The sequence below is a fragment of the Exiguobacterium sp. s133 genome, assembly GCF_018618595.1.
GTDB lineage: Bacteria > Bacillota > Bacilli > Exiguobacteriales > Exiguobacteriaceae > Exiguobacterium_A > Exiguobacterium_A oxidotolerans.
Genome location: NZ_JACSMK010000012.1, coordinates 1 through 18,837, shown reverse-complemented (window position 1 = coordinate 18,837; position 18,837 = coordinate 1). Strand labels below are relative to the sequence as shown.

The following is an 18,837-nucleotide window of genomic DNA, read 5'->3' as shown; positions in this document are numbered from 1 at the left end:
TGATTAGTAGAGATCTTCGATAGAAATTTCGCCAGATGGCAAGATTACTTCTTCGATCCCTTTACTTTTTGTTTTAGTAGATGCGTTTAATTCGTTAGTACGTGTAGCTAAGATACTTTGAGCGACAGCAGAATCAAGTTTATTGATTGCAGCAGACATCAACTCAACAGATGGAGCTTCGACGAAAGCATTGATTTCAGCTTCAGCAGTTACTTTTTCTTCCTCAGAATAGATGGCTGTTTTTGTGTTGAATTCAGCTTTCAATTCCTCAAGTTTCTGAGCAGCTTCAACTTCTTTGAATGTGTTAAGTTCAGCTTCAACAGCTTCTTTAACCGTATTCAATTCAGTTGTTTTTGTTTCGAGTTCTTTTACTTTGAGAACGAGGGCATTCATTTCTTCCTCTTTCTCTTTATCTTTTTCAGCCGCTTTCGCGTCTTTTTCTTTGAGTTCATCTTCCTTAGCGGAGACTTCCTCTTTTGCAGCTTCAACTTGTGCCTTGAGCTCATTAATTTCTAACAAGCGTTCGTCAGCCGTTTTTTGAAGTGCTTCGATTTGTTCTTTCATTAACAAATCTCCTTTCTTTTGGGAGTTCAATTCTAGTAAGACGGCGCTGTCATCAGCAGGGGTGATCCCTAAGATAGCGTGGCCGATATACTCATAGTCAACAGGGATACGACCGGTCTCTTTGTAGCCATCACGATAGTTGACATACGTGTTACCAGGTATCCGGGCAATCTCTACCGACGATTCGATAGGAAGGCCTTTCTCTCGTTGTTGTTCGATCCACGAGACGAAGCTCGGATAGCGGTTCGCATAAAGGACACCTTCAGCGACTGCAGCTAGAATGGATTTGCCATTCACATCGACTCGTTCGACATAAGCGTCTTGAATCAAACCAACGACTGTCGAGTTTTTGAATTGTAGCTCACCACCGATAATCTTTTGTTCTCCATGACCTAATGGCATGTCTTGCTCTGAGTCAAAGAACTCAGCGACAAAAGGTTGACCGATAGCGGTTGCAATCCGTTGTTCTACATAAGGGTTGAGCCATGTGATTCCGTTAAGGTTATAACGGTCTTCAGACTCGTAAATCTCGTGCAACACAATCTTAATATTGCGTTGCCCCGTTTTTTTGTCTTCGGCTGACAATTCGAGGATCTGTTTCAATTAGTTCACCTCCCTTCAATCACTCTTGGCCAGCGCCGTTTGTTTTACTCTTGAGGGTAGAAGGATTCGTTGTGTCTTCCTCTTCGGGACGACCACCTTTATCATCTCCGTCGGTAGACTCTGACGTTGCTGTGAATGAGGTTTGGTGAATCGGATACTTATTCTCGAAATCATTTTCTAACTCATAATCCATAAGCGACATATACGCATCTGGATTCATGCCTGTTGCTGCGATCCACGCTGTTAGAGAACCGCGACCAAGCGTATAAAGTTCTTTTGCGTTCTGTACCTGTTCCTTACGGTTCAAGTGTGTGATCGGTAAGTAGTTCACCTTGACGATAAGCTTACTTTCATCGATGACATTCGCATTGATTAACTTATTGAGTTCATATTCGGCTTGCTCGATGATATTAAATACTTGAGCAGCGACCAATGAACTGTTTCCTTGCTGTGACGAATAGTTTCCATCTTTACCGTTAAGTAAAGATGAAGCGAAACCTAAATCTGAAGCGATAAGTCCCATATGATCTTCGTCCACATTTAAGATATCCGTGTTCGTTTTCATACGTTCAATCTTTGTTCCAGCAGCAACCGAAATAACACGCGTTCCTGTTGTCGTTCGCTTAGAGCCAATGGCATCGCGGACAAATTCATGCTGTGCTTTCTGTTGGCCTGACGAAAGGGCGGATTGACCTTTCTTATCACCTTCAGGGAAGGTCTGAACGACTAATTCACCGTTTACCTCGTCTAGTACGCGTTGTTTCGTTTCGAGTACCGTATCTTGGTACGTCATATTCTTGAACGCAGCTAAACCGATAGGGCGACCATGTTGTTCACTAACCTTCGCACGAAGCTTGATTGCGAATGTCTTCTCTGAATCAAGGACTAACCATTGCCCACTCGACTTACGTGACTTGCTGTAGTCAAGGTAGGCCGACATAAACTCTTTCGGGTATGTCTTTAAAACTTGAATTTTATTGTCTGCAAGTCCATCGAAATACTTTAAATCGAATGCGACGACATATGAACTGTTTCTTCGACCAACGATTCGGCAATAGTCAGCAGGAAGAGGCATGAGAGAAGCATTAAAATCAAGGTCAATCTCATTGATTTCCGTAATCCGGTTGATATCCATATCTGACAACGTTTTGCCGAATGAATCGACTTGCTCCATACGAAGGTAAGCAAAATATTCACCATCGATGTTCCCACCATGGATGACATCGCGCATAAAGGACTTATCTCGAATCTGATTCAAGAACTGCTCTGCTCGTTGTACGCTGTTTTTCTTTTTTGTTTTAGCCGCTTTCTTGCGACCTTCTTTAGCAAACACGACACGATCAAGGGTAGGGAGTGCCGTCATATAATCGACAACATTCGTATAAACACCGTTCGCTGAATAGAGTTTACGAGAAATGCGGCGCAACTCACGGTAGTAAGTCATAGGATCTTTGATATACCGTTTTACGGTCTCTGGATTGTCCTCATAATTATAAAAACCCCCTACGGTCATCGAATAACCGAATAGGGAGTTCACCTCATGGCTATTTTCTTGTTCTGACATATTTTCACCTCACTTTTAGTTAAAGAATAGTCCGAAGTCATAGTCGGATTCATTGTCTTTTAAGTCTTCCTCTAGACGAGAGGCCAATAAGTTCCCGTAAGCAAGTGAAGAATATCTATCCTTCCGCATCTTCCCACGCTCTCTAAGACGAATCTTACCGTTGATTAATTCGTATTCAAGGTTAACCATTTCGTTGATGAGAGCGGAAGTTTGCAAGAATGGAGCGAGCATACGAGCTTGCATCTCTGAAGATGAGTCCTTTTTATCGAAATCGAACTTTTCTCCCATGTAGTCCCGACCTTCAATGTCGTTGATAAGGAGTTCAATCTTTCCGTTTTCGATAGCGGTACGCATCTTGATAGCAATCTCATGGTTGAGATCAGCAGTACCCTTAACGGCAAAGATGATAGGCAAAGCATTAGAAGGAGCACGATCAGCCAACGCTTCGTCGTTATAAACCTTCCAAGGTTCGTATTCGACGTCACGCTCATCATCACGAGTAACCTTAATAAGCTCATCGTGTACAGCGATACCAACACCAATACAGTCAAGCGCAATGAAATCAGCCTCAAAGTCATGGAATAATCGCTTCAGCGTTAATGCTTGTTTTGCACCGGTTCCACCATTCATAGAGACAATGTTAACGATTTGTCGTTTGTATTCCTCACCATTTGGAATAAGGCGAGTCATGGTAAAGATTGAGTTATCGTTTGCGTCTCCGCCACTAACGGCGATATCAGCACTAAGGATTCGTTTTTCACCTGTCATTTTTGGAATCTTAAACTTATTTAATTTTGTTTTGTTTCCACCACTGCTAAGTGTTCCTTCGTCAAAGACGACGAGAGGTTTCTTGATAGTCCGGCATTTTTGCAAGTCTTCAAGCTTAAAGTAAGCTCTTTCTGAAGACCCATAGAAGATAGCTTCATACTCCATCGAGAATCCGATAGGGTCGAAGTCGTCCTCAGCCATGACTTGCTTAATAAACTTCTCAGGAAGAAGACCTTCTTCCATCGATAATTCGTAACCAAGATTGACGGCAAAGTAATCTGAGTTACCCTTGAACATTTGATTAGCAGAAGATCTCCACTTGTCATACACCCAGTTACTCTTGTAATGAGCAGACGTTAAAATAATCTCAACGTTTGGCTCGACTGGATAATCTTTATATTCAGGTTTGTTTTTGAATCCCGGAGTACGAGATACGTTCAAAAATGGTCTAAATATTTTTTCGTAATTCTCTGCATGTATTTTGTTCAATAGAAGTCGCTAATTTCTACCGGCCGTAGCACCTTATATTTTCATATAAGAACAGACTATTTCTTCATCTCTTTCGAGAGTGTCCCATTTCCACTCGCTTGAGTGTACGATCTTGCGATCTAGTCGTTTGACCTTCTTCTATTCGAAGCTTGGCGACCAAAGACCCATTGTAGAAGCACTTAGGATTTAACCATATGCCATCTTATCTGTTGTTCTGATTTCTCACATTCATAGCTGCTTGTTTCATCAGTTATTGTAGTAGATAAGCTTTAGGGGTTACTGGTTTTAGAGACATGTCCTATACCGATCACTCGATATACGAGGCAGCATTACCTTCAAAAGAATCGCTTCATCGGCAATCAATAAGTTTGCACGAATACCACGAGCATTATCGTTGTTTGGAACGACTGTAATTGTAGAACCATTATGGAAGAATACGTCCGTATTCCCGGCACTACTTTTTATATCTTTGATTTCCCTGGCCACATTCGGATACAGCATGAGTTCCTTCTGTATCTTTTCTGTGACGATCATCCTGGCCTGATTCTTTGTAGCTGAGATAATCGCAGTCTTGTTTCGCGGAAAGAGTACAGATCTTGTAATACAGTAAATCGCAGTCAAATAGGATTTCAATTTGTTATCGATAGAGCTTTTTATCTCTACCTTCTAGGAGTTTCCTCGCATTACAGGATGTCAATTCACCCTTAGTTCAGCGTACATTTTCACCTTCGACTTTACGTCAAGGTGTCGGATACTCTTGGTGGCTTATATTCTGATAATCAGTTTCGCCACTACGCGTTACGATGAGCCACACCTTTTAAAGTGTGCTTTATCTCGGTATTCACTTATCGATTAAGACTTAGCGTTCACCGATATTACCCGATTGTCCTCAACATATCTCTATGTAGCGGGGCATTTCTACCCAACCCTCGACTGGCAATAAAATATACTGTGTCACTGTGGAACATCATGTAAATCAATATCTTCTGGAAGAGTTTTAACTCGATACCGAAGTAATCTTTAATGAAACGGTGGGGGTTTGCTCTGTAGAAAGAAGTCCAAACAAGAACACCTTCATTCAGGCGTTCATTCTTACTCTTTGGCATATCTTTACGTTGCTTTTTTTCTCTGGTATAGATGTTTCCACCGCTTTTGTTTTTGTTCCGGTTAACTTGAAATGCGCCCATTACGACTCACCATCTTTTATCTTTTCTTCGATGTCATCGTTTTTAGTTCGCAAATCAAGAGCTCTTTGCATCTGTTTCGTAAACCACTTATTGATGTATTTCTTGATTCCGTCTGCATCTTTAAATTCACCAGTTGCTTCAGGGATAGGTCTTTCATTCTCGACCTTCTCAATAAACTGACCAAATGTAGCGGTTGAGTTCTCATCAAATCCAGTCTCTTGAACCGGTTTAATCTTCGCATCGTTCATTAAGCTACTAATAACCTTCCGAAATCTCTCAAAGTCGGTTGAGTTGTTTTTAGCGATAGCGATGTTTGATTTATGACGAGCTACACAGATGTTCTTATAGATGTCTCGCTGAATCGGAGAACTAGAATCGTATGAACCTAACATCTCCTGATACATCTCTTCGAGAATCATTTTTTCTGTGTAAGTAAACCCTGACCAACGTCTATTGAGGTCTGCGATATTTTCAGCGTCATCATCGTCCGGGAACATGCTGTCTTCCCATGTGAGAGACAACTGTGTAACCGCAGAGATAGACTTGAGATACAGACCAAATAGAGAGTCAGATTCAGGACTCTTTTCTTTTACTTCATCCCACTTCTCCACAATAAAAGGACGATCCATTCGTCGAAGCATGTCATAAATGGATAAAGAAGAACTGGTATCAACCAGGTCTTTAATACACATTTTGCATGTCGGGAATAAATCGTCCTTAAAGAGAGGAGAGAAGACTTTATAGTATTCATTGAATTTCTTATCTTCTTCACAGCATGTGCATTTTTTAGTCGCAGCACTACTGGAAGTCTTTGTTCCGAGCGACTGTTTTAAGTCACTAAAACGATCTGTTTTTCTTGCCATATGTATCACTCATTTCAATTGAGGACGATATTGTACGTACTCAAGCGACCGATACCTTTTTCGAAGACCATGAACTTTTGATGTGCTTTACTTGTTGTTCGAATATCTTTCGCAAATTCCTCGACGCCACCTAAACAACCGTTCTGAATGATATCGACACCATGAACTTCTTTCTCGAAGTGATGATGGCGGTGAGCCATTAGAATTGCTGAAGGTTTAACGCCAGTCATAAGCGTAAGGTTTTCAACTACACTTTGTGGGCGATCTTTGTGTCCATGTACTCCATAGAGTAACTGGTCGAAAATGCGAATCGTACAAATTTCTTCGTCGATTTCATTCTTATGGAATGTAACGTTTTTATTATTTTCTAATCGTGATTGAACGTACCAATGAATAATATCCATGAAACTTTCGGACGCCAAAGAAAGATTTTTCTTAGGAGTGATTCGATCATGGTTTCCTCGAACGTTGTAGTATTCGATAACAAAGTATTCGCTGAGAGCATTAACAAACTCAGAGATGACTTCTGAGACACGCATAGTTTGAACGGCCGTATTTTCAGCGTTCTCGATGCGGATTGTCTCGTGGATGAATCCAGATACCATATCTCCTAAAGTGGCGACATGTAATTTCTTGATATTATTTTCTAGGCCGTACTGAATTACTTTTTCTTTTAAATAAGAGACGCGCTCATAGAACACTTCAGGATTGAAGGTATTCCAATAGTTATCAGCGGTCATACCAAAGTGCCAATCCGATAGGACGACAAGACCTTCGCGGTCACTGGCTTTATAAGGAGTCCAGTCACGAATCATTGGTTTAACTTCTGCTAATCGCTGCATCTCTGCACGTAAATCATCATGAATCTTCTCTACGCGAGCTACATCACGAATATCTTTCTTGTATTCGCGTCGTTGATCTCGTAGACGAACTGTTGCTTTTTCTGCTTCGACTCGTTTCTGCTCTAATTCAAATAGAGCTTCGTCTGTGCTAATGGCTTTCTCTTTTGCATGTTCTACTCCAGCTTTAAAGGCCGCGAACTCTTTGCGATATTTAGATTCGCCGTACTTCTGATCGAATTCTTTATTAAGAACTTTTGCTACTTCCACCCAGTTCAAACCATACTTATCGCGGTTATCGCAAATACGATATTGATATTCTTGAGCGGATTCTTCGTTTAATCGTTTTAAGTCAAACATGTAGTCACTCCTCTTCTTCGTCGATAGGGTCAAGAGAAGCCTTTTCTACGATAGATAGTGTTGCGTTTTGCCCATCAAATCGTCCGAGAACTTCTAACAAGTTGTATGTCTTTTCTTCGTCTTTTACGATCTCAGTGATTGTCATTTCCTCAACATCAATGACACCTTTAAGTGAAATACTGTGTTTTACCTCAGCCATTAAAGTTCGTCCTCGTATCCTTCTTCTTTGTCAGAATCTTTTTCATGAGACTCAATAATTTCAAGTTCGACTTCATCGAGTGTCTTTGTAATTGATTCGATTAACTCTTTGATCTCTGTGTTGCATTTGTGTCCTGATTGGTTAACTTTTGCAAACACTTCTAATACTGATAATTGGTGATGGAGTAATTCTTGTTTCATCTTTAATCGTCCTTTTCGTAGTTAAATTTTTTTGTTTTTTTGCATAAAAAAAGACCGTATGGAACGGTATAGTTTTTTTGATATGTAGATAAAACCCTTATTTCAATGGGTTTTTCAGATGTTAACATTAATATTAACAATAATGTTAACGAGTTTATTAATAGTAACATTACCATTATTATTAACATGCACATTACCAGCAATATTAACATCTTTAAGATGGTAAATAAGAAGGTAATAAGAGGTTAATAAGGTGGTAAATAGACATGCAATTTCACCTGCAATAGAACATGTAAAAAGACCCGCCGTGGTCGGCATTATTAAGAGGCCTGGCGGGTTCATGTCTAATTCGAATGAGCTTTCTTTTTTTTACATGGAGAGTGCTCTTCACCACATCTACCATATGAGGGTTTCTGTTTTAACGTGGAGCTCCTCTGCACCACACCGATTACTTGCGCAGCTATTTTTTATAGACCGCGTATTTTATAGGGCACATTTTGTATCGAAAGATACAGGATGTGCAACTCCTTATGTACTCGTAACCTCTGGAATGAAAGCCCTGTTTAAAATACAGGGAGATCACGGCAGTAGGCCACCCTGAGATTTTCGAGGTGTTGCATCCTTACAGTTTAGCGACTTGTCCAGGTCGGGATATTCGTAGCTGTCATTCAACGAATCGAATGACCATCATATTCATAAAAAGATAGACGAAGCCCCTCGCTGGCTTTAGGGGGATAGCGGTCTTGGTATTATTTTTCTCCAAATCAAAACTGGAGCCGCCATACCGGATCAAGCGTCGTCTGCTCACTCAATAATTAATCATCACTGTTAGCCAATGAGATTACTGAAGTTTATGTGTTCAGTCACGGGTAGCTCTCACAGTCTGCCGATGGAGCTCCTTTTCGCACAACCGAAAAGTAAAAGGGCAGTTTTATGACCTACCAAGGTCAGATCAAGTAAGACTCCGAAGAATCGTGACAAACGAATCTGCCACTAAAATCTAATGTCTTGCCGAATTTGCACTTCAAGAAGCGCGGGTTGTCCTGAGACACCTGAAAATATTTGACCAAGGGGCTCGTAAGCGATTCTTGGATGGTCACAAAATAACCCGCCCACTAGGAGCGAGTGTTGGTGAAATCATTCCACCTGCTAAATCTTGTCACCTAATCTGTGTGATGGACACAGAAAACCAAGCTTAATTTTTTTAGTTGATTTAGCTTTCAACAAATATGTCATGAGTACAGAGTATTTTATGTCGCTGCCCGACGTCCGGCACACGTAGTCCGGTAGTTGTATCGGGTTTTTCCGTTGCCCGCCAACAAACTGGCTCTTATGTCCAGCAATAAGTTACAGTGTTAATGGTGCTCTGACACCAGATTGAAACTGCGTGTCTATTGATGTTTTGAACTTCTCAACACGCATCATTCATAAGATCGAGTAGTTTGCGAACATGCTCAGGTTTCATTGGAAAAGGGTCTCCCCAGATCCTTTAGACCATATGGAGCAGGCCTTTGCTTAATGGAAGACCGCAATGGGCGGCGTGCTTAAAGTACGCTTAATCACTATGATCGCTTGCATTGCGTGAACAGGTCGATAAGGTTCGCTGTTGACCAAGTAGTTTAATGACTTGCTTAGGTCGGATAAAAGAACTGTTTGAACGGTCAAATTCGTGAACCTGCGGAGTAAGCAGTAATAATGGAAGCAAGAGCTTTTGCGTCAGCGCCAGGTTTTAAAGTGAAAGAACCAGAATCAATATATACACCGTTGGCTACAACTGGCTTCAATGCTGCTACATGAAATACATATTTGTGTCCGTGAGACTGAGATAACTTTAACTCTACTTCTGGTTTTAGACCTAGCGTCTTAATGGCTTCGATATATGTATACATTGCATCTGTATCTTCTGTTAAGAAATGTGAGTGTTGTACAACTTCATTTTTCATATTCATTCTCTCCTTCTTCTTACAAACTATTAGCAAATACACGACAAGTAGGAGAGCGGTGATCTTCCGTCAATACGATGACAGCGACACCTTCCTTACCTTTAAGACGATCAACGGAATCAAGTAACCCAGACGACTTAACGAATGAATCATTTGTTTGAGCGTAGTCACCTGTAAAGATAACCTTCGATTCTTCACCGACACGAGTTCCACAGTTTTTGATTTCTTTGATGCTTAAGTCAGAACACTCATCCACTAATAGGAGAGTGTGGTTCATACTGAGACCCTTCGTGAATCCAACTTCATGTTTTGTAAGCTGTCCGTTGGCAACCATATTCTCCATGTCTTTCTGAGGATCATTGAGATGTTGAGCAAATGGTTCGAAGAAAACGTCCATCTTTTCATCGTGACCACCAGGTAAGAAACCGACGTTAGAGAAGTCTGCTTTACGAATAAGCGCTGCTTTTGTGTATGTACCCTCGCGAAGAATCTTATGTTGTGCCATCTTAACGGACATCATTGTCTTACCTGAGCCAGCAAGACCAAGTACGAATACCGCTGTTAAGCTATCGTCGTTTAAAGCATCCAACACACAAGCTTGCTCTGCGTTAAGTGGACTCAAAATCGAACGATGAGGTAGAGTGATTGGATTTAAAATCTCACCATCAAATTTAAAGACCGTTTTCTCAAACGATTTCTTCTGATCGTATACAATGACGTATTCGTTAAGTAGTAATCCCAAGTCTGTAGCTACCGACTCATCACCTTCGTAAATACGAGCGATAACATCAGCATCTTCGTTAGGATCCAGCTTACGGTATCCTTTATAGCTATAAATATCAGTCTTAACTGATTTCATGCTTTTTACTGTAGCGCCGAATGCTTCGGCTTGTTGCGCTAAGTTGAGGTCTTCAGAAATAAGACCATATTCTTTATTTTGCAATAGACACTCTAAAAAGTGATTGTCGATATAACGTGGATCATAGCCTTTGTTTTTCTTGAGAAGTTTCTTTAACTCGCTATACGGTTGGAAATCAAACGTAAGGTTCTTTTGGTTCGATTGAATCCAACGTTGTGCAACGCGAGCACGATACGCCAAGTCAGGATTGTTACTCGACTTATGCTTATCGATTTCTTGCATCAACATGATCGTGATGACTACTTCATTTGGGTTAAGTGCTGAGATATTGTTCAACAATACATTGGTGTCAACTATAAATTTCTTTGTCATACGTTCGTACCTGGCGCTTTATTGAGGCGTTGGTTAACACGTCGTTTGATTTCTCGTGACGGCGTAAAGGCGATTGTATGACGTTCTGGTACAATAACTGGCTCTCCAGTGTTTGGAATCTTACGGACGGTAGCTTTACGTGTCTTTAATTCAAATGCTCCGAAATTAGAGAAGGTAACTTTTCCGTTGTTCAAAACTTCTTTCAATAGTCGTTCCATTACAAGACTAACTAATTCAATTGCGACTTGCTTGTCTTGTCCGATATCTTTTGCAAAGATTTCAGCAAATTCTGAGCGATTCATTCATCATCTTCCTCTCTGGAATTAAAATAGGTGCAAACCCAATACCTGTTGGCCGACAGATACCGGATTTACACCCCTACACTATATATGGTGATAAAACAGAACTTTTACGCACTTTTTGTTTTAAAGGAATCAATATCTAGATTTTGACCGACATTTCCGACAAGAAGCGTTCTTTCCGTCAGGAGATTGCTTATTCGTTCCGAAGTGACGATCATTCGAAATCAATTTAACTTCTCCGCATGTCGAGCATGTTTTGTATGTTCCTTTAATTTTATATGTATAGACCCATTCTTCCATGTCATCTAAGTATGTCTCGCGGAGCTTCTTAGGAATGCTTGTTGAGAGTAGGCGAGAAACATATTGCTGTTTCAAGTCGAGGTGTTCAGCAACGTTCTGCTGCGTATGCTTCATCGTCGTGATCAACTTGACGATCTGGGCTTCCTCTTCTGTAAACTCTGTCTTCTCAATCAAGCGTTCGACTTCGAATAGCAACCAGTACCAGTCCGACGTGTACTTTCCTTCGTACTTGTCTTTCAAGTCTGCGTACAGTGGGAGAATCGCTTTATAGAGATTGACGTCGGCCATTCGTAATTGATTCTTAGATAGCTCGACAACCTCTCCGTCAGACGTTTCGTACCAAGTGTCTGAATAGATATCAATCACAGCCCGACCTGACTCTGGAGAGAGCGTAACAGGCTTACAGAGTAGTTCTTTCATGATTTCAAAGTTACCCTTGTACTCACTATACGTCTTACGAAGAAGAGTATACTGACGATTCACATCGAATGATTCTGGGAGGTCTTTTCCTTCGCCATTCTTACGAAGGATTTCTTTGATTTCAATCTCGCGTTGCTGCACTTCTTCTTTCGTTCCGCTGAGGCCTAAGTAACTTTTCATATATTCGACGCCGTTCTTGAATGACTCATACGTCTCGTTGTTGATGTTCGTTGGCAACTCACTGTAGTAGGGGATAGGATTCCCTTTTACTGTTCGCTTCCAATACTCTGAATCAAAGCGACTGTTATCGAATTTAAAGTTAAAGTTAGAACGCTTGAGAATCAGCTTCTTTTCTTCTGAAGCAAAGACACCTTGATGTTCTAGCATAGACATCGAATCAGTAAGGATCTGACGTGTGTCTTTACTGAGATCTTTCAGGAACTTGTATTCTTTGTCATATGTCTGCTTTCCGTAGACAGGGTTCTCAAGCGATTTGCTATCTTCGTCCAATTCATGCTGCTGATCATCATACTTCGTAAATAAGATGTAGTCAGCAATCGAATCGTATGTCTTATCTAATGCACTGTTCTCCGCTAGGGGAGAAGTAGACTTTTTCTGCTCCTTTTGAATGATTCGTGTCGTTGACATCAAATCTGGAATAAAGTCTACTTGAGCCACTAGTTCTTTAACGAGCGCTGAGCGTTCAGCTCCATACTTTAAATCGTAATCGAAGTTCTTGTTGACCAACTTCCGAATCTCTTGGATATCGACGTCACACTCATAAGGATTGTCAATTGATTGGATGCCGTCGAATCGGGCGACACTGTATGTATACTCGTCTAACTTGATGGCCGGTGTTCCGTCCTCTAACTGGAACTTCTCTCCTACATAAATTTCTTCGAATGTTACCATGACTACATTGTTTTCTTCTGTGTAAGCTAATACACGATCCTCTCGATTAAGCGACGGCATTTGCTTCACCTCCTGTTTTGTATTGTGTTGACCATTGACTTAGCGCTGATTCAAAAGCTGTATTTCTAACGAAGAGGCTGATAGGCAGCTCCGTATGCAATTCTCGTGCGATGAGTTCTGGAACGAATCCTTGTGCTCTTAAAAAATCGTACAGTCGTTTAGACTTGCAAGTGTATGTATGTTTCAATGTAATATCTCCTTATTTTGTACTAATTGTTTTAAATATGTTCCTAACATTGTGTTTCGTTTAGCTGACCCGTCTTTTTTTACGGCCATGTTAATGGTCTGTGCGTCTCCGAGAAGAACTAACTTTTTTTGAGGACGAGTGAGTCCTGTATAAATCAGTTGTCGATTCAACATGTACGTACTGGATTTATCTGCAATCATGATAATTGTCTTATTGGAAGATCCCTGCATTTTGTGAATCGTAATAGCATATCCAAGTTTCAGTTTACCGAGCGACCCTTCTGCCAAGTGGACAACTGTGCCACTGAAGTCAATTCTTAAACAAGAATAACTATACGCTTCGCCTTTTTTGTTTACTTTTTCAACAACTATTACATCCTCTACTATTCCTAATTCTCCATTGTTAATCTGTTTGTTGTCCATAGAGGAGTTCTCATTACATATAACAGTGTCTCCTTTACGGAATGTTGTTTCCTCGAATTTTAATTCTTTTTTCGCTGGCGACGCCGGATTAAACTTATTTTGAATGATTCTGTTCAACTTCTCTGTTCCCGTGTCTCCTACGTTCTTGGGTGTGATGATAGTAATTTCGCTAAGAGGATTTTTCTTTGTGAGCAAATTCATGTAATGCAATATTGCTTTTTCGATGTTGTCTTTGTCTGTTTCATGAAAAATAGCGTCTTTCCCCATTTTGACAGCTTTACTAGAACCAGAAGGGACAATATTTTTCCCGTGTCGCGCTTTGGTTGCCATGTCTAAGATTCCACCTTCCGACTGACGAAAGACATCTTTTAACTCTACGTGTGGTACTCCTCCATCAATCAAATCCTGGAGGAATCGACCCGCTCCAACAGATGGTAGTTGTTCAGGATCTCCGACGATAACAATCTTTTTTACTTTTTCAATTCCTTCAGACATAATTCTTCCTACAAATATGTCGATCATTGATCCTTCATCAATAAGTAAAACCTCGGTATCTAACTTGACGTTCTCCCTACCTTTTGATTTGACAGTATTTTTTTTATTATTGTCATCCCCAGAGAATCCGATATCGAAGGTTCGATGAAGGGTAGAAGAATCAATCTTCGTGTATTCTTTCATCACCTGAGCCGCACGACCAGTAGGTGCTGCTTGAATGATGTTCCAACCCACAGCTTTGCACATCTCTGTTGTCGCTTTTTGCATAGCAGATTTTCCTGTACCGGCATATCCAAGCAGACAGACGACTGGGCTTTCTGCGAATAGGTGTAAGAATTCTCTCTGACTATCGGTGAAGGCAATGTCGTTACGCTCTTGATAACCTAGGATAAAGGTTTCAACCTGACTTCTATCCATAGGGAAGCTTGGTTCTTCTTGAAGTTTGCGATAGAAGTTTTGGGCAATCGTTTTTTCTGAGGCTAAGCTACTTTTTAGAGCAATGATTTTTTCATCAACGTAGAATTTATGATTGTTTTTCAAATGGTCGACTGGAACATTTTCCATCTTCATTTTTTCTGAAATTATTTTTTGTAGATTCTTAACCCCCACATAAGTAGAACCATTCGACATTGATTCCGTAATAAAACCCTCTGCAGCAGCGCTAGCGCGAACCTCTAGCGGTAAGTCTTTATTAGCAGAAGCGGCGATTTTATCCGCAGACTTAAAGCTTACCCCTTTTATATTTTGCAGTTCATAAGGGTCATTTTTAACTATATTTACGCATTTTTTTAAACTTGGAGATGATTTTAAAATCTTTGAAGCCATACTCTCTGTAACTCCGTATTCACTTAAAATTGACATTAGAACGATTGAATCTAATTTCTCATCGATTCTTTTATTTATTTTCTTAACCGTATTTTCTCCGATTCCACTAAGAGAAATTAAATCATATTGATTATGTATGATTGCATTATATGCATCTAATTTTCGAGATTCTTTTGCAAATAAATTTTTCGTAGCAACTTTCCCTATAAGATTATTTAACACGTTTTCTATCTCGCTCTCTTCGATATCGTAGTCAAGCAAAGAGTTTAGCGTATATTGATCTCCATATTTAGCGTGATTAGTAAATGTAAAGTACCCAGTAACTTCTTTCCCAGTCTCAATATAGTCTATGAATGCTGGTATCTTATACTCTTGACCGTCTTCTTTGTTTGTTCCAATAAATATTTTATAATTTGTGTCCTCTTTAGGAGAAGAAAACATTAGCTTTTTAATACGAAACGTCATTTTTTTTCTGATAGACAAGCATCTTCATCCTCTCGACGTGTTTCTTTGGAATATCTCAATTATACTATTTTTAAGTTAAAAAGTATAATTTTTATGTTGATTTAATAAATAAATTTGCTATAATAAAATTATAGAAAACAAAAAGGGAGTGTTTCACGTGAAACAATCAGCAGTCGTTCAATTACAAACTAAGTCGGTAATGAGTCATATTCAGATGTTTTTAGATCGAAAGTCGTCTAGGTCTGAGTCTACAATGATCGCTTACAAAAAAGATGCTGCTGATTTTTTCATGGCAACACGAAACAAGTCTTTCGAAGAATTGAATGAGAGCGACTTAGTTTTCACGGTAGCGGAGATCGACCGTTACAATCTCTATATTACTGATCGATTCAAAGGTGGAACTGTCAACCGGAAGATGTCTTCGATTCGAAGTCTAATGAAGTACATCAATCGCGCGGGTTCATATCGCTTAGATCTGACGGTCTTCGATACGGAGTCGGCTCACTCTTCAGAAGAGTCATACGGCGTACTAACGTTTGCTGAATCTCAAGAGATGGCTCGACTTGCAAGACACCACAAAAACGGCAAAGCTAAGAGTGCTTTGATTCGATTGGCTGTTGTCACTTCATTCCGTGTAGACACGCTACTGAATCTCACGAAGAACAGCTTTAAACAGGTCGATGGGGTGTGGACAGTGACGACGGTAGGTAAGGGTGGCAAGCGTGATACAAAGGCCATTGCAGACGACGTGTATGCGTCTGTGAGAGAGGTAATGCCATTCGACGCGAATCAACCCATCTTCAAAATGACAGCTCAAACTACGCGAAACATGATTCGTAAACTTTGCGATGAAATGAATATCCCTGAAAACCGTAATATCGTCTTCCATAGCCTTAAGAAATGCGGAGTCAATGAAGTCTATATGATGACTGGTCACGATACAGCGAAAGCTCAAAAGCAGGGAGCGCACCAAAGCATTGCGACTACTGAGCGCTACCTAGACAAGAATGATGATTTAAAAAACGCCCCGTCCCTTATGATCGGGAAGGAGCTAGATTTTACTGCATTGGAAGATATGGAGAAGGAGGATCTAATTGGTCTTTTAAAAACGATGGATCGGTCATTCCAAATTCAATTGATGAATCGTTTGAAGTGACATCCTCGTCGGAATTAGTCTCTTCAAATTGCTGCATCTCTGTTTTGAATAATTTTTCAATAAACAAAATGACATATTTTTTAACAGTACCGTCGATCACCATGTCGTAAAAGATATCCATTAAGTCATTTCTTGTGTTTCTAAAAACAGGAATTTCGTCTCCATCCTCATCGACTTCCGGCTTCTCTTTTTCGGCAATTTGTTCAAGTTTCAAAATCATTTTTTTTAATAGGTGCTTCTTTCTGGCTAATCTAAAGTTCTCTATGAGTTCGGCCATATCTCTAGAGTCGCTCTGTAGGCTCATCAGATCTTCATATCTTTGGACGGGATTATCTTTCACTTCTTTTGCTAGAGATGCGGAATAATGCTTGTAAATGTATGAAGCTGAAAAATCTTTTTTGGCCAAAGGTGATATTTTATTTTTGACTAAATCTAAATGCTTTTCATGGTATTGATTAGATTTATCGTCTGAGGGAGAGCTGTTGGCGAACCACAAACTAATATTCTGTTCTGAAAGAATATCTTTTCGCTTTTGAAGATAGGCATCTGCAAGTTCGTCGTTTAGTTCTACGAAGTTTGAGCTAGTATTGTCAGACTTATCTACCGCTCTATAAGAAATTTTTAAATTAATTAAGCCTAATTTATGTAATCGTGATAAAGACCGAGAGACTTCTTGTTCGATGGATTTGATATGATTGGTGACGAACTCAATGACATAAGGGTTGGTTTCTCCAAAAATATATTTGATCACCGATGGAGATTTGAAGGATCGTGTCACTTGGAACTGATTGTCCGAAATATAAATAGAAGAGTCGTAGGCCACCCTCCCAATACTTCCCGATATGTTCTCTTGAGTAAGATGAATCAGCATGATCTTATCTAGATCAAAAGTGTAAGGAATGCTCCAACTGCCATTATGAGAAGTCTTTGTTAATCTTGGAGTTATTTGTTCTTTTTTATTTAAAACTTGATACTCGAACCCTCGACCCTTTTTTATACGATCAACAGTCTCGAAGTTTTGTTGAAGAGTTTTGAAAAGCGATTGCTCAAGATTGCTGTTAACGAATCGATTGTATTTCTGAAAATGAGCTTTTTGTTTGTCGCTACCAAAAAGCTGAACTGCTTCTAGCTTGGATAAAATCATATAAACATCTCCCTTTAAATTAAATAGTAGTGTAAACTTAACACATCTAAAGAGGTCTTGTAAACAATCTGTACGGCAAGTGTGCACAGAGGAGAATTTATGTAAACATAGTTGCGCATAATATTAATACATATAAACCCTTATAGACCAACTATGTTTACATTGAAATTGTATCCAATTACACATCAAATAAATAATAATTAACCGTTGAGCGTTAGCTCATAAGGTAGGGGATATTCACGTTAGTGAATATACCAACTCTTTTTAGAATAAATATTAGATTAATTCACATTAGATAATAGACTGGTTAATTAATATGAAGTAGGCTTCGCAGCTCCAACTCGCTAAAGCTTCGTTGTCGTTAGTCCACATCAGCAAGCTGAAGTGTCCTCGATTATTATTTGCTTCAAATTGGATTCAATCATCTGATCAGAAGTAATAAGATGAATAGTTGACTAACTTTAAATTAAAAAGTACAATTAAAATATCAAATGAAGGAAGGAAGATGTTAATGGAAGATGGATTAAGAATTGTGTTCATCGGTAAGATGAGAAGTGGTAAGAGTACATTGGCTGATTTATTCGCAGGGTATCAGGACTTACATAAGATGTCATTCGGTCATCGGTTGAAGGAGTATGCACATGAAATATTCCAACCGGAAGGAGATGTCAAAGCTAGAGAGCTCTATCAAGGGTTCGGACAGAAGATGAGAGAGATTGATCCAGATGTCTGGGTAAAGCAAGTTGAGAAAGATATTAAAGAGAATGGATACAAACGAATCGTGATTGATGATCTTCGACAGCCTAATGAATATAAGTGGGCTAGAGAAAATGGATTCATCTTGGTTAAGGTAGTCACTAGTGACGAAGTTCGAAAGAAACGAATGGAATCAAAAGGTGAGTTGGTCACAGATGAAATCTTGAATCATGAGACTGAGCAGCATATCGATGGATATCAGTGTGATTATACGGTTAGTGGAGAAATCGATCCGTTGACTGTTTATCTTACAATGAGCAAGGCGATTAAATTTAAACGAAAAGGAGTTGTTTGAGATGAATACATTAGTCGGGTTGGCACAAGAGGAAAATGACAAGTATCTGTTTTTCCTGGGTGAGAATGAAATCAAGCAATTACATACGCTAATGGGAACACGACCGTTGGGTTATTTAGATGAGCTTCGTAAAGATGTTGAGAAAGCATACGATGACATCAATTCCAAGGCCTCACAGAAGGGACGAGAAGCATGAATACAGAGCTTGTATTGTTTACCCTAGTCTGGGTATTACTTTTACTACTAGTAGGTTTAATCGTTGTCTACGTGTTGAAAAATCGAGATAAA

Annotated in this window: 18 protein-coding genes; 3 read left to right on the top strand and 15 right to left on the bottom strand. The window is 39.8% G+C overall.

Annotation, left to right across the window (positions count from 1 at the left end; genetic code table 11):
- Window positions 1–3: 3 nt before the first annotated feature.
- From KNP96_RS13865 to KNP96_RS13805, 14 genes are all read right to left on the bottom strand, one after another.
- Window positions 4–1,167 carry a hypothetical protein gene (locus KNP96_RS13865; protein ID WP_214771233.1) on the bottom strand — a complete coding sequence of 388 codons (1,164 nt, stop codon included), beginning with the start codon at window positions 1,165–1,167 and terminating at the stop codon, window positions 4–6.
- Window positions 1,168–1,186: 19 nt separating this feature from the next.
- Window positions 1,187–2,731, bottom strand: a complete 1,545-nt coding sequence (locus tag KNP96_RS13860; protein WP_214771230.1) for a hypothetical protein — start codon at window positions 2,729–2,731, stop codon at window positions 1,187–1,189.
- A gap of 15 nt (window positions 2,732–2,746) precedes the next feature.
- A complete protein-coding gene (locus KNP96_RS13855) occupies window positions 2,747–3,988 on the bottom strand; it encodes a hypothetical protein (RefSeq protein ID WP_214771227.1) in 1,242 nt (413 codons plus the stop codon).
- A gap of 285 nt (window positions 3,989–4,273) precedes the next feature.
- The gene (locus tag KNP96_RS16970) at window positions 4,274–4,609 is read right to left on the bottom strand and encodes a terminase large subunit domain-containing protein (RefSeq protein ID WP_353048366.1); all 336 of its coding nucleotides are present in this window, start codon (window positions 4,607–4,609) and stop codon (window positions 4,274–4,276) included.
- Window positions 4,610–4,863: 254 nt separating this feature from the next.
- Window positions 4,864–5,175, bottom strand: a complete 312-nt coding sequence (locus KNP96_RS13850; RefSeq protein WP_214771224.1) for a hypothetical protein — start codon at window positions 5,173–5,175, stop codon at window positions 4,864–4,866.
- Window positions 5,175–6,038 carry a hypothetical protein gene (locus KNP96_RS13845; protein WP_214771221.1) on the bottom strand — a complete coding sequence of 288 codons (864 nt, stop codon included), beginning with the start codon at window positions 6,036–6,038 and terminating at the stop codon, window positions 5,175–5,177. The genes KNP96_RS13850 and KNP96_RS13845 overlap by 1 nt, the downstream gene beginning before the upstream one ends.
- 14 nt (window positions 6,039–6,052) lie before the next feature.
- Window positions 6,053–7,237, bottom strand: a complete 1,185-nt coding sequence (locus KNP96_RS13840; RefSeq protein ID WP_214771218.1) for a metallophosphoesterase — start codon at window positions 7,235–7,237, stop codon at window positions 6,053–6,055.
- A 4-nt stretch (window positions 7,238–7,241) separates the two neighbouring features.
- A complete protein-coding gene (locus KNP96_RS13835; protein WP_214771214.1) occupies window positions 7,242–7,436 on the bottom strand; it encodes a YonK family protein in 195 nt (64 codons plus the stop codon).
- Window positions 7,436–7,636: a hypothetical protein gene (locus KNP96_RS13830; RefSeq protein WP_214771211.1), complete on the bottom strand. Its 201-nt coding sequence runs from the start codon at window positions 7,634–7,636 to the stop codon at window positions 7,436–7,438. Before KNP96_RS13830 ends, KNP96_RS13835 begins: the two co-directional genes overlap by 1 nt.
- A gap of 1,661 nt (window positions 7,637–9,297) precedes the next feature.
- Window positions 9,298–9,579, bottom strand: coding sequence for a hypothetical protein (locus tag KNP96_RS13825; RefSeq protein WP_214771208.1), 282 nt, complete (start codon window positions 9,577–9,579; stop codon window positions 9,298–9,300).
- 19 nt (window positions 9,580–9,598) lie between these two features.
- On the bottom strand, window positions 9,599–10,810 hold the full coding sequence (locus KNP96_RS13820; protein ID WP_214771206.1) for a PhoH family protein: 1,212 nt from the start codon (window positions 10,808–10,810) through the stop codon (window positions 9,599–9,601).
- Window positions 10,807–11,112 carry an HU family DNA-binding protein gene (locus KNP96_RS13815; RefSeq protein WP_214771204.1) on the bottom strand — a complete coding sequence of 102 codons (306 nt, stop codon included), beginning with the start codon at window positions 11,110–11,112 and terminating at the stop codon, window positions 10,807–10,809. The genes KNP96_RS13820 and KNP96_RS13815 overlap by 4 nt, the downstream gene beginning before the upstream one ends.
- Before the next feature lie 132 nt (window positions 11,113–11,244).
- Window positions 11,245–12,804 (bottom strand): hypothetical protein, encoded by a 1,560-nt coding sequence (locus tag KNP96_RS13810; protein WP_214771202.1) that lies wholly within the window; start codon window positions 12,802–12,804, stop codon window positions 11,245–11,247.
- 183 nt (window positions 12,805–12,987) lie between these two features.
- Window positions 12,988–15,216, bottom strand: a complete 2,229-nt coding sequence (locus KNP96_RS13805; protein WP_214771200.1) for an AAA family ATPase — start codon at window positions 15,214–15,216, stop codon at window positions 12,988–12,990.
- A 139-nt stretch (window positions 15,217–15,355) separates the two neighbouring features.
- Between KNP96_RS13805 and KNP96_RS13800 the strand changes: the two genes are divergently transcribed.
- Window positions 15,356–16,354: a tyrosine-type recombinase/integrase gene (locus KNP96_RS13800; RefSeq protein ID WP_214771198.1), complete on the top strand. Its 999-nt coding sequence runs from the start codon at window positions 15,356–15,358 to the stop codon at window positions 16,352–16,354.
- Here the strand turns inward: KNP96_RS13800 and KNP96_RS13795 are convergent.
- A complete protein-coding gene (locus tag KNP96_RS13795) occupies window positions 16,257–17,498 on the bottom strand; it encodes a hypothetical protein (protein WP_214771196.1) in 1,242 nt (413 codons plus the stop codon). The two genes, KNP96_RS13800 and KNP96_RS13795, sit on opposite strands and share 98 nt — an antisense overlap.
- Before the next feature lie 511 nt (window positions 17,499–18,009).
- Here KNP96_RS13795 and KNP96_RS13790 point away from each other — a divergent pair.
- Both KNP96_RS13790 and KNP96_RS13785 read left to right on the top strand, forming a co-directional pair.
- On the top strand, window positions 18,010–18,549 hold the full coding sequence (locus tag KNP96_RS13790; protein WP_214771194.1) for an AAA family ATPase: 540 nt from the start codon (window positions 18,010–18,012) through the stop codon (window positions 18,547–18,549).
- Between the two features lies 1 nt (window position 18,550).
- Window positions 18,551–18,745, top strand: coding sequence for a hypothetical protein (locus KNP96_RS13785; protein WP_214771191.1), 195 nt, complete (start codon window positions 18,551–18,553; stop codon window positions 18,743–18,745).
- Window positions 18,746–18,837: the final 92 nt, after the last annotated feature.

What these genes read in the sequence shown, in the direction of transcription:
- KNP96_RS13790 (WP_214771194.1), top strand. Translation starts at nt 18,010, where the DNA reads ATGGAAGATGGATTAAGAATTGTGTTCATCGGTAAGATGAGAAGTGGT.
- KNP96_RS13860 (WP_214771230.1), bottom strand. Translation starts at nt 2,731, where the DNA reads ATGTCAGAACAAGAAAATAGCCATGAGGTGAACTCCCTATTCGGTTAT.
- KNP96_RS13835 (WP_214771214.1), bottom strand. Translation starts at nt 7,436, where the DNA reads ATGGCTGAGGTAAAACACAGTATTTCACTTAAAGGTGTCATTGATGTT.
- KNP96_RS13810 (WP_214771202.1), bottom strand. Translation starts at nt 12,804, where the DNA reads ATGCCGTCGCTTAATCGAGAGGATCGTGTATTAGCTTACACAGAAGAA.
- KNP96_RS13830 (WP_214771211.1), bottom strand. Translation starts at nt 7,636, where the DNA reads ATGAAACAAGAATTACTCCATCACCAATTATCAGTATTAGAAGTGTTT.
- KNP96_RS13850 (WP_214771224.1), bottom strand. Translation starts at nt 5,175, where the DNA reads ATGGGCGCATTTCAAGTTAACCGGAACAAAAACAAAAGCGGTGGAAAC.
- KNP96_RS13825 (WP_214771208.1), bottom strand. Translation starts at nt 9,579, where the DNA reads ATGAAAAATGAAGTTGTACAACACTCACATTTCTTAACAGAAGATACA.
- KNP96_RS13820 (WP_214771206.1), bottom strand. Translation starts at nt 10,810, where the DNA reads ATGACAAAGAAATTTATAGTTGACACCAATGTATTGTTGAACAATATC.
- KNP96_RS13815 (WP_214771204.1), bottom strand. Translation starts at nt 11,112, where the DNA reads ATGAATCGCTCAGAATTTGCTGAAATCTTTGCAAAAGATATCGGACAA.
- KNP96_RS13795 (WP_214771196.1), bottom strand. Translation starts at nt 17,498, where the DNA reads ATGATTTTATCCAAGCTAGAAGCAGTTCAGCTTTTTGGTAGCGACAAA.
- KNP96_RS13785 (WP_214771191.1), top strand. Translation starts at nt 18,551, where the DNA reads ATGAATACATTAGTCGGGTTGGCACAAGAGGAAAATGACAAGTATCTG.
- KNP96_RS13845 (WP_214771221.1), bottom strand. Translation starts at nt 6,038, where the DNA reads ATGGCAAGAAAAACAGATCGTTTTAGTGACTTAAAACAGTCGCTCGGA.
- KNP96_RS13840 (WP_214771218.1), bottom strand. Translation starts at nt 7,237, where the DNA reads ATGTTTGACTTAAAACGATTAAACGAAGAATCCGCTCAAGAATATCAA.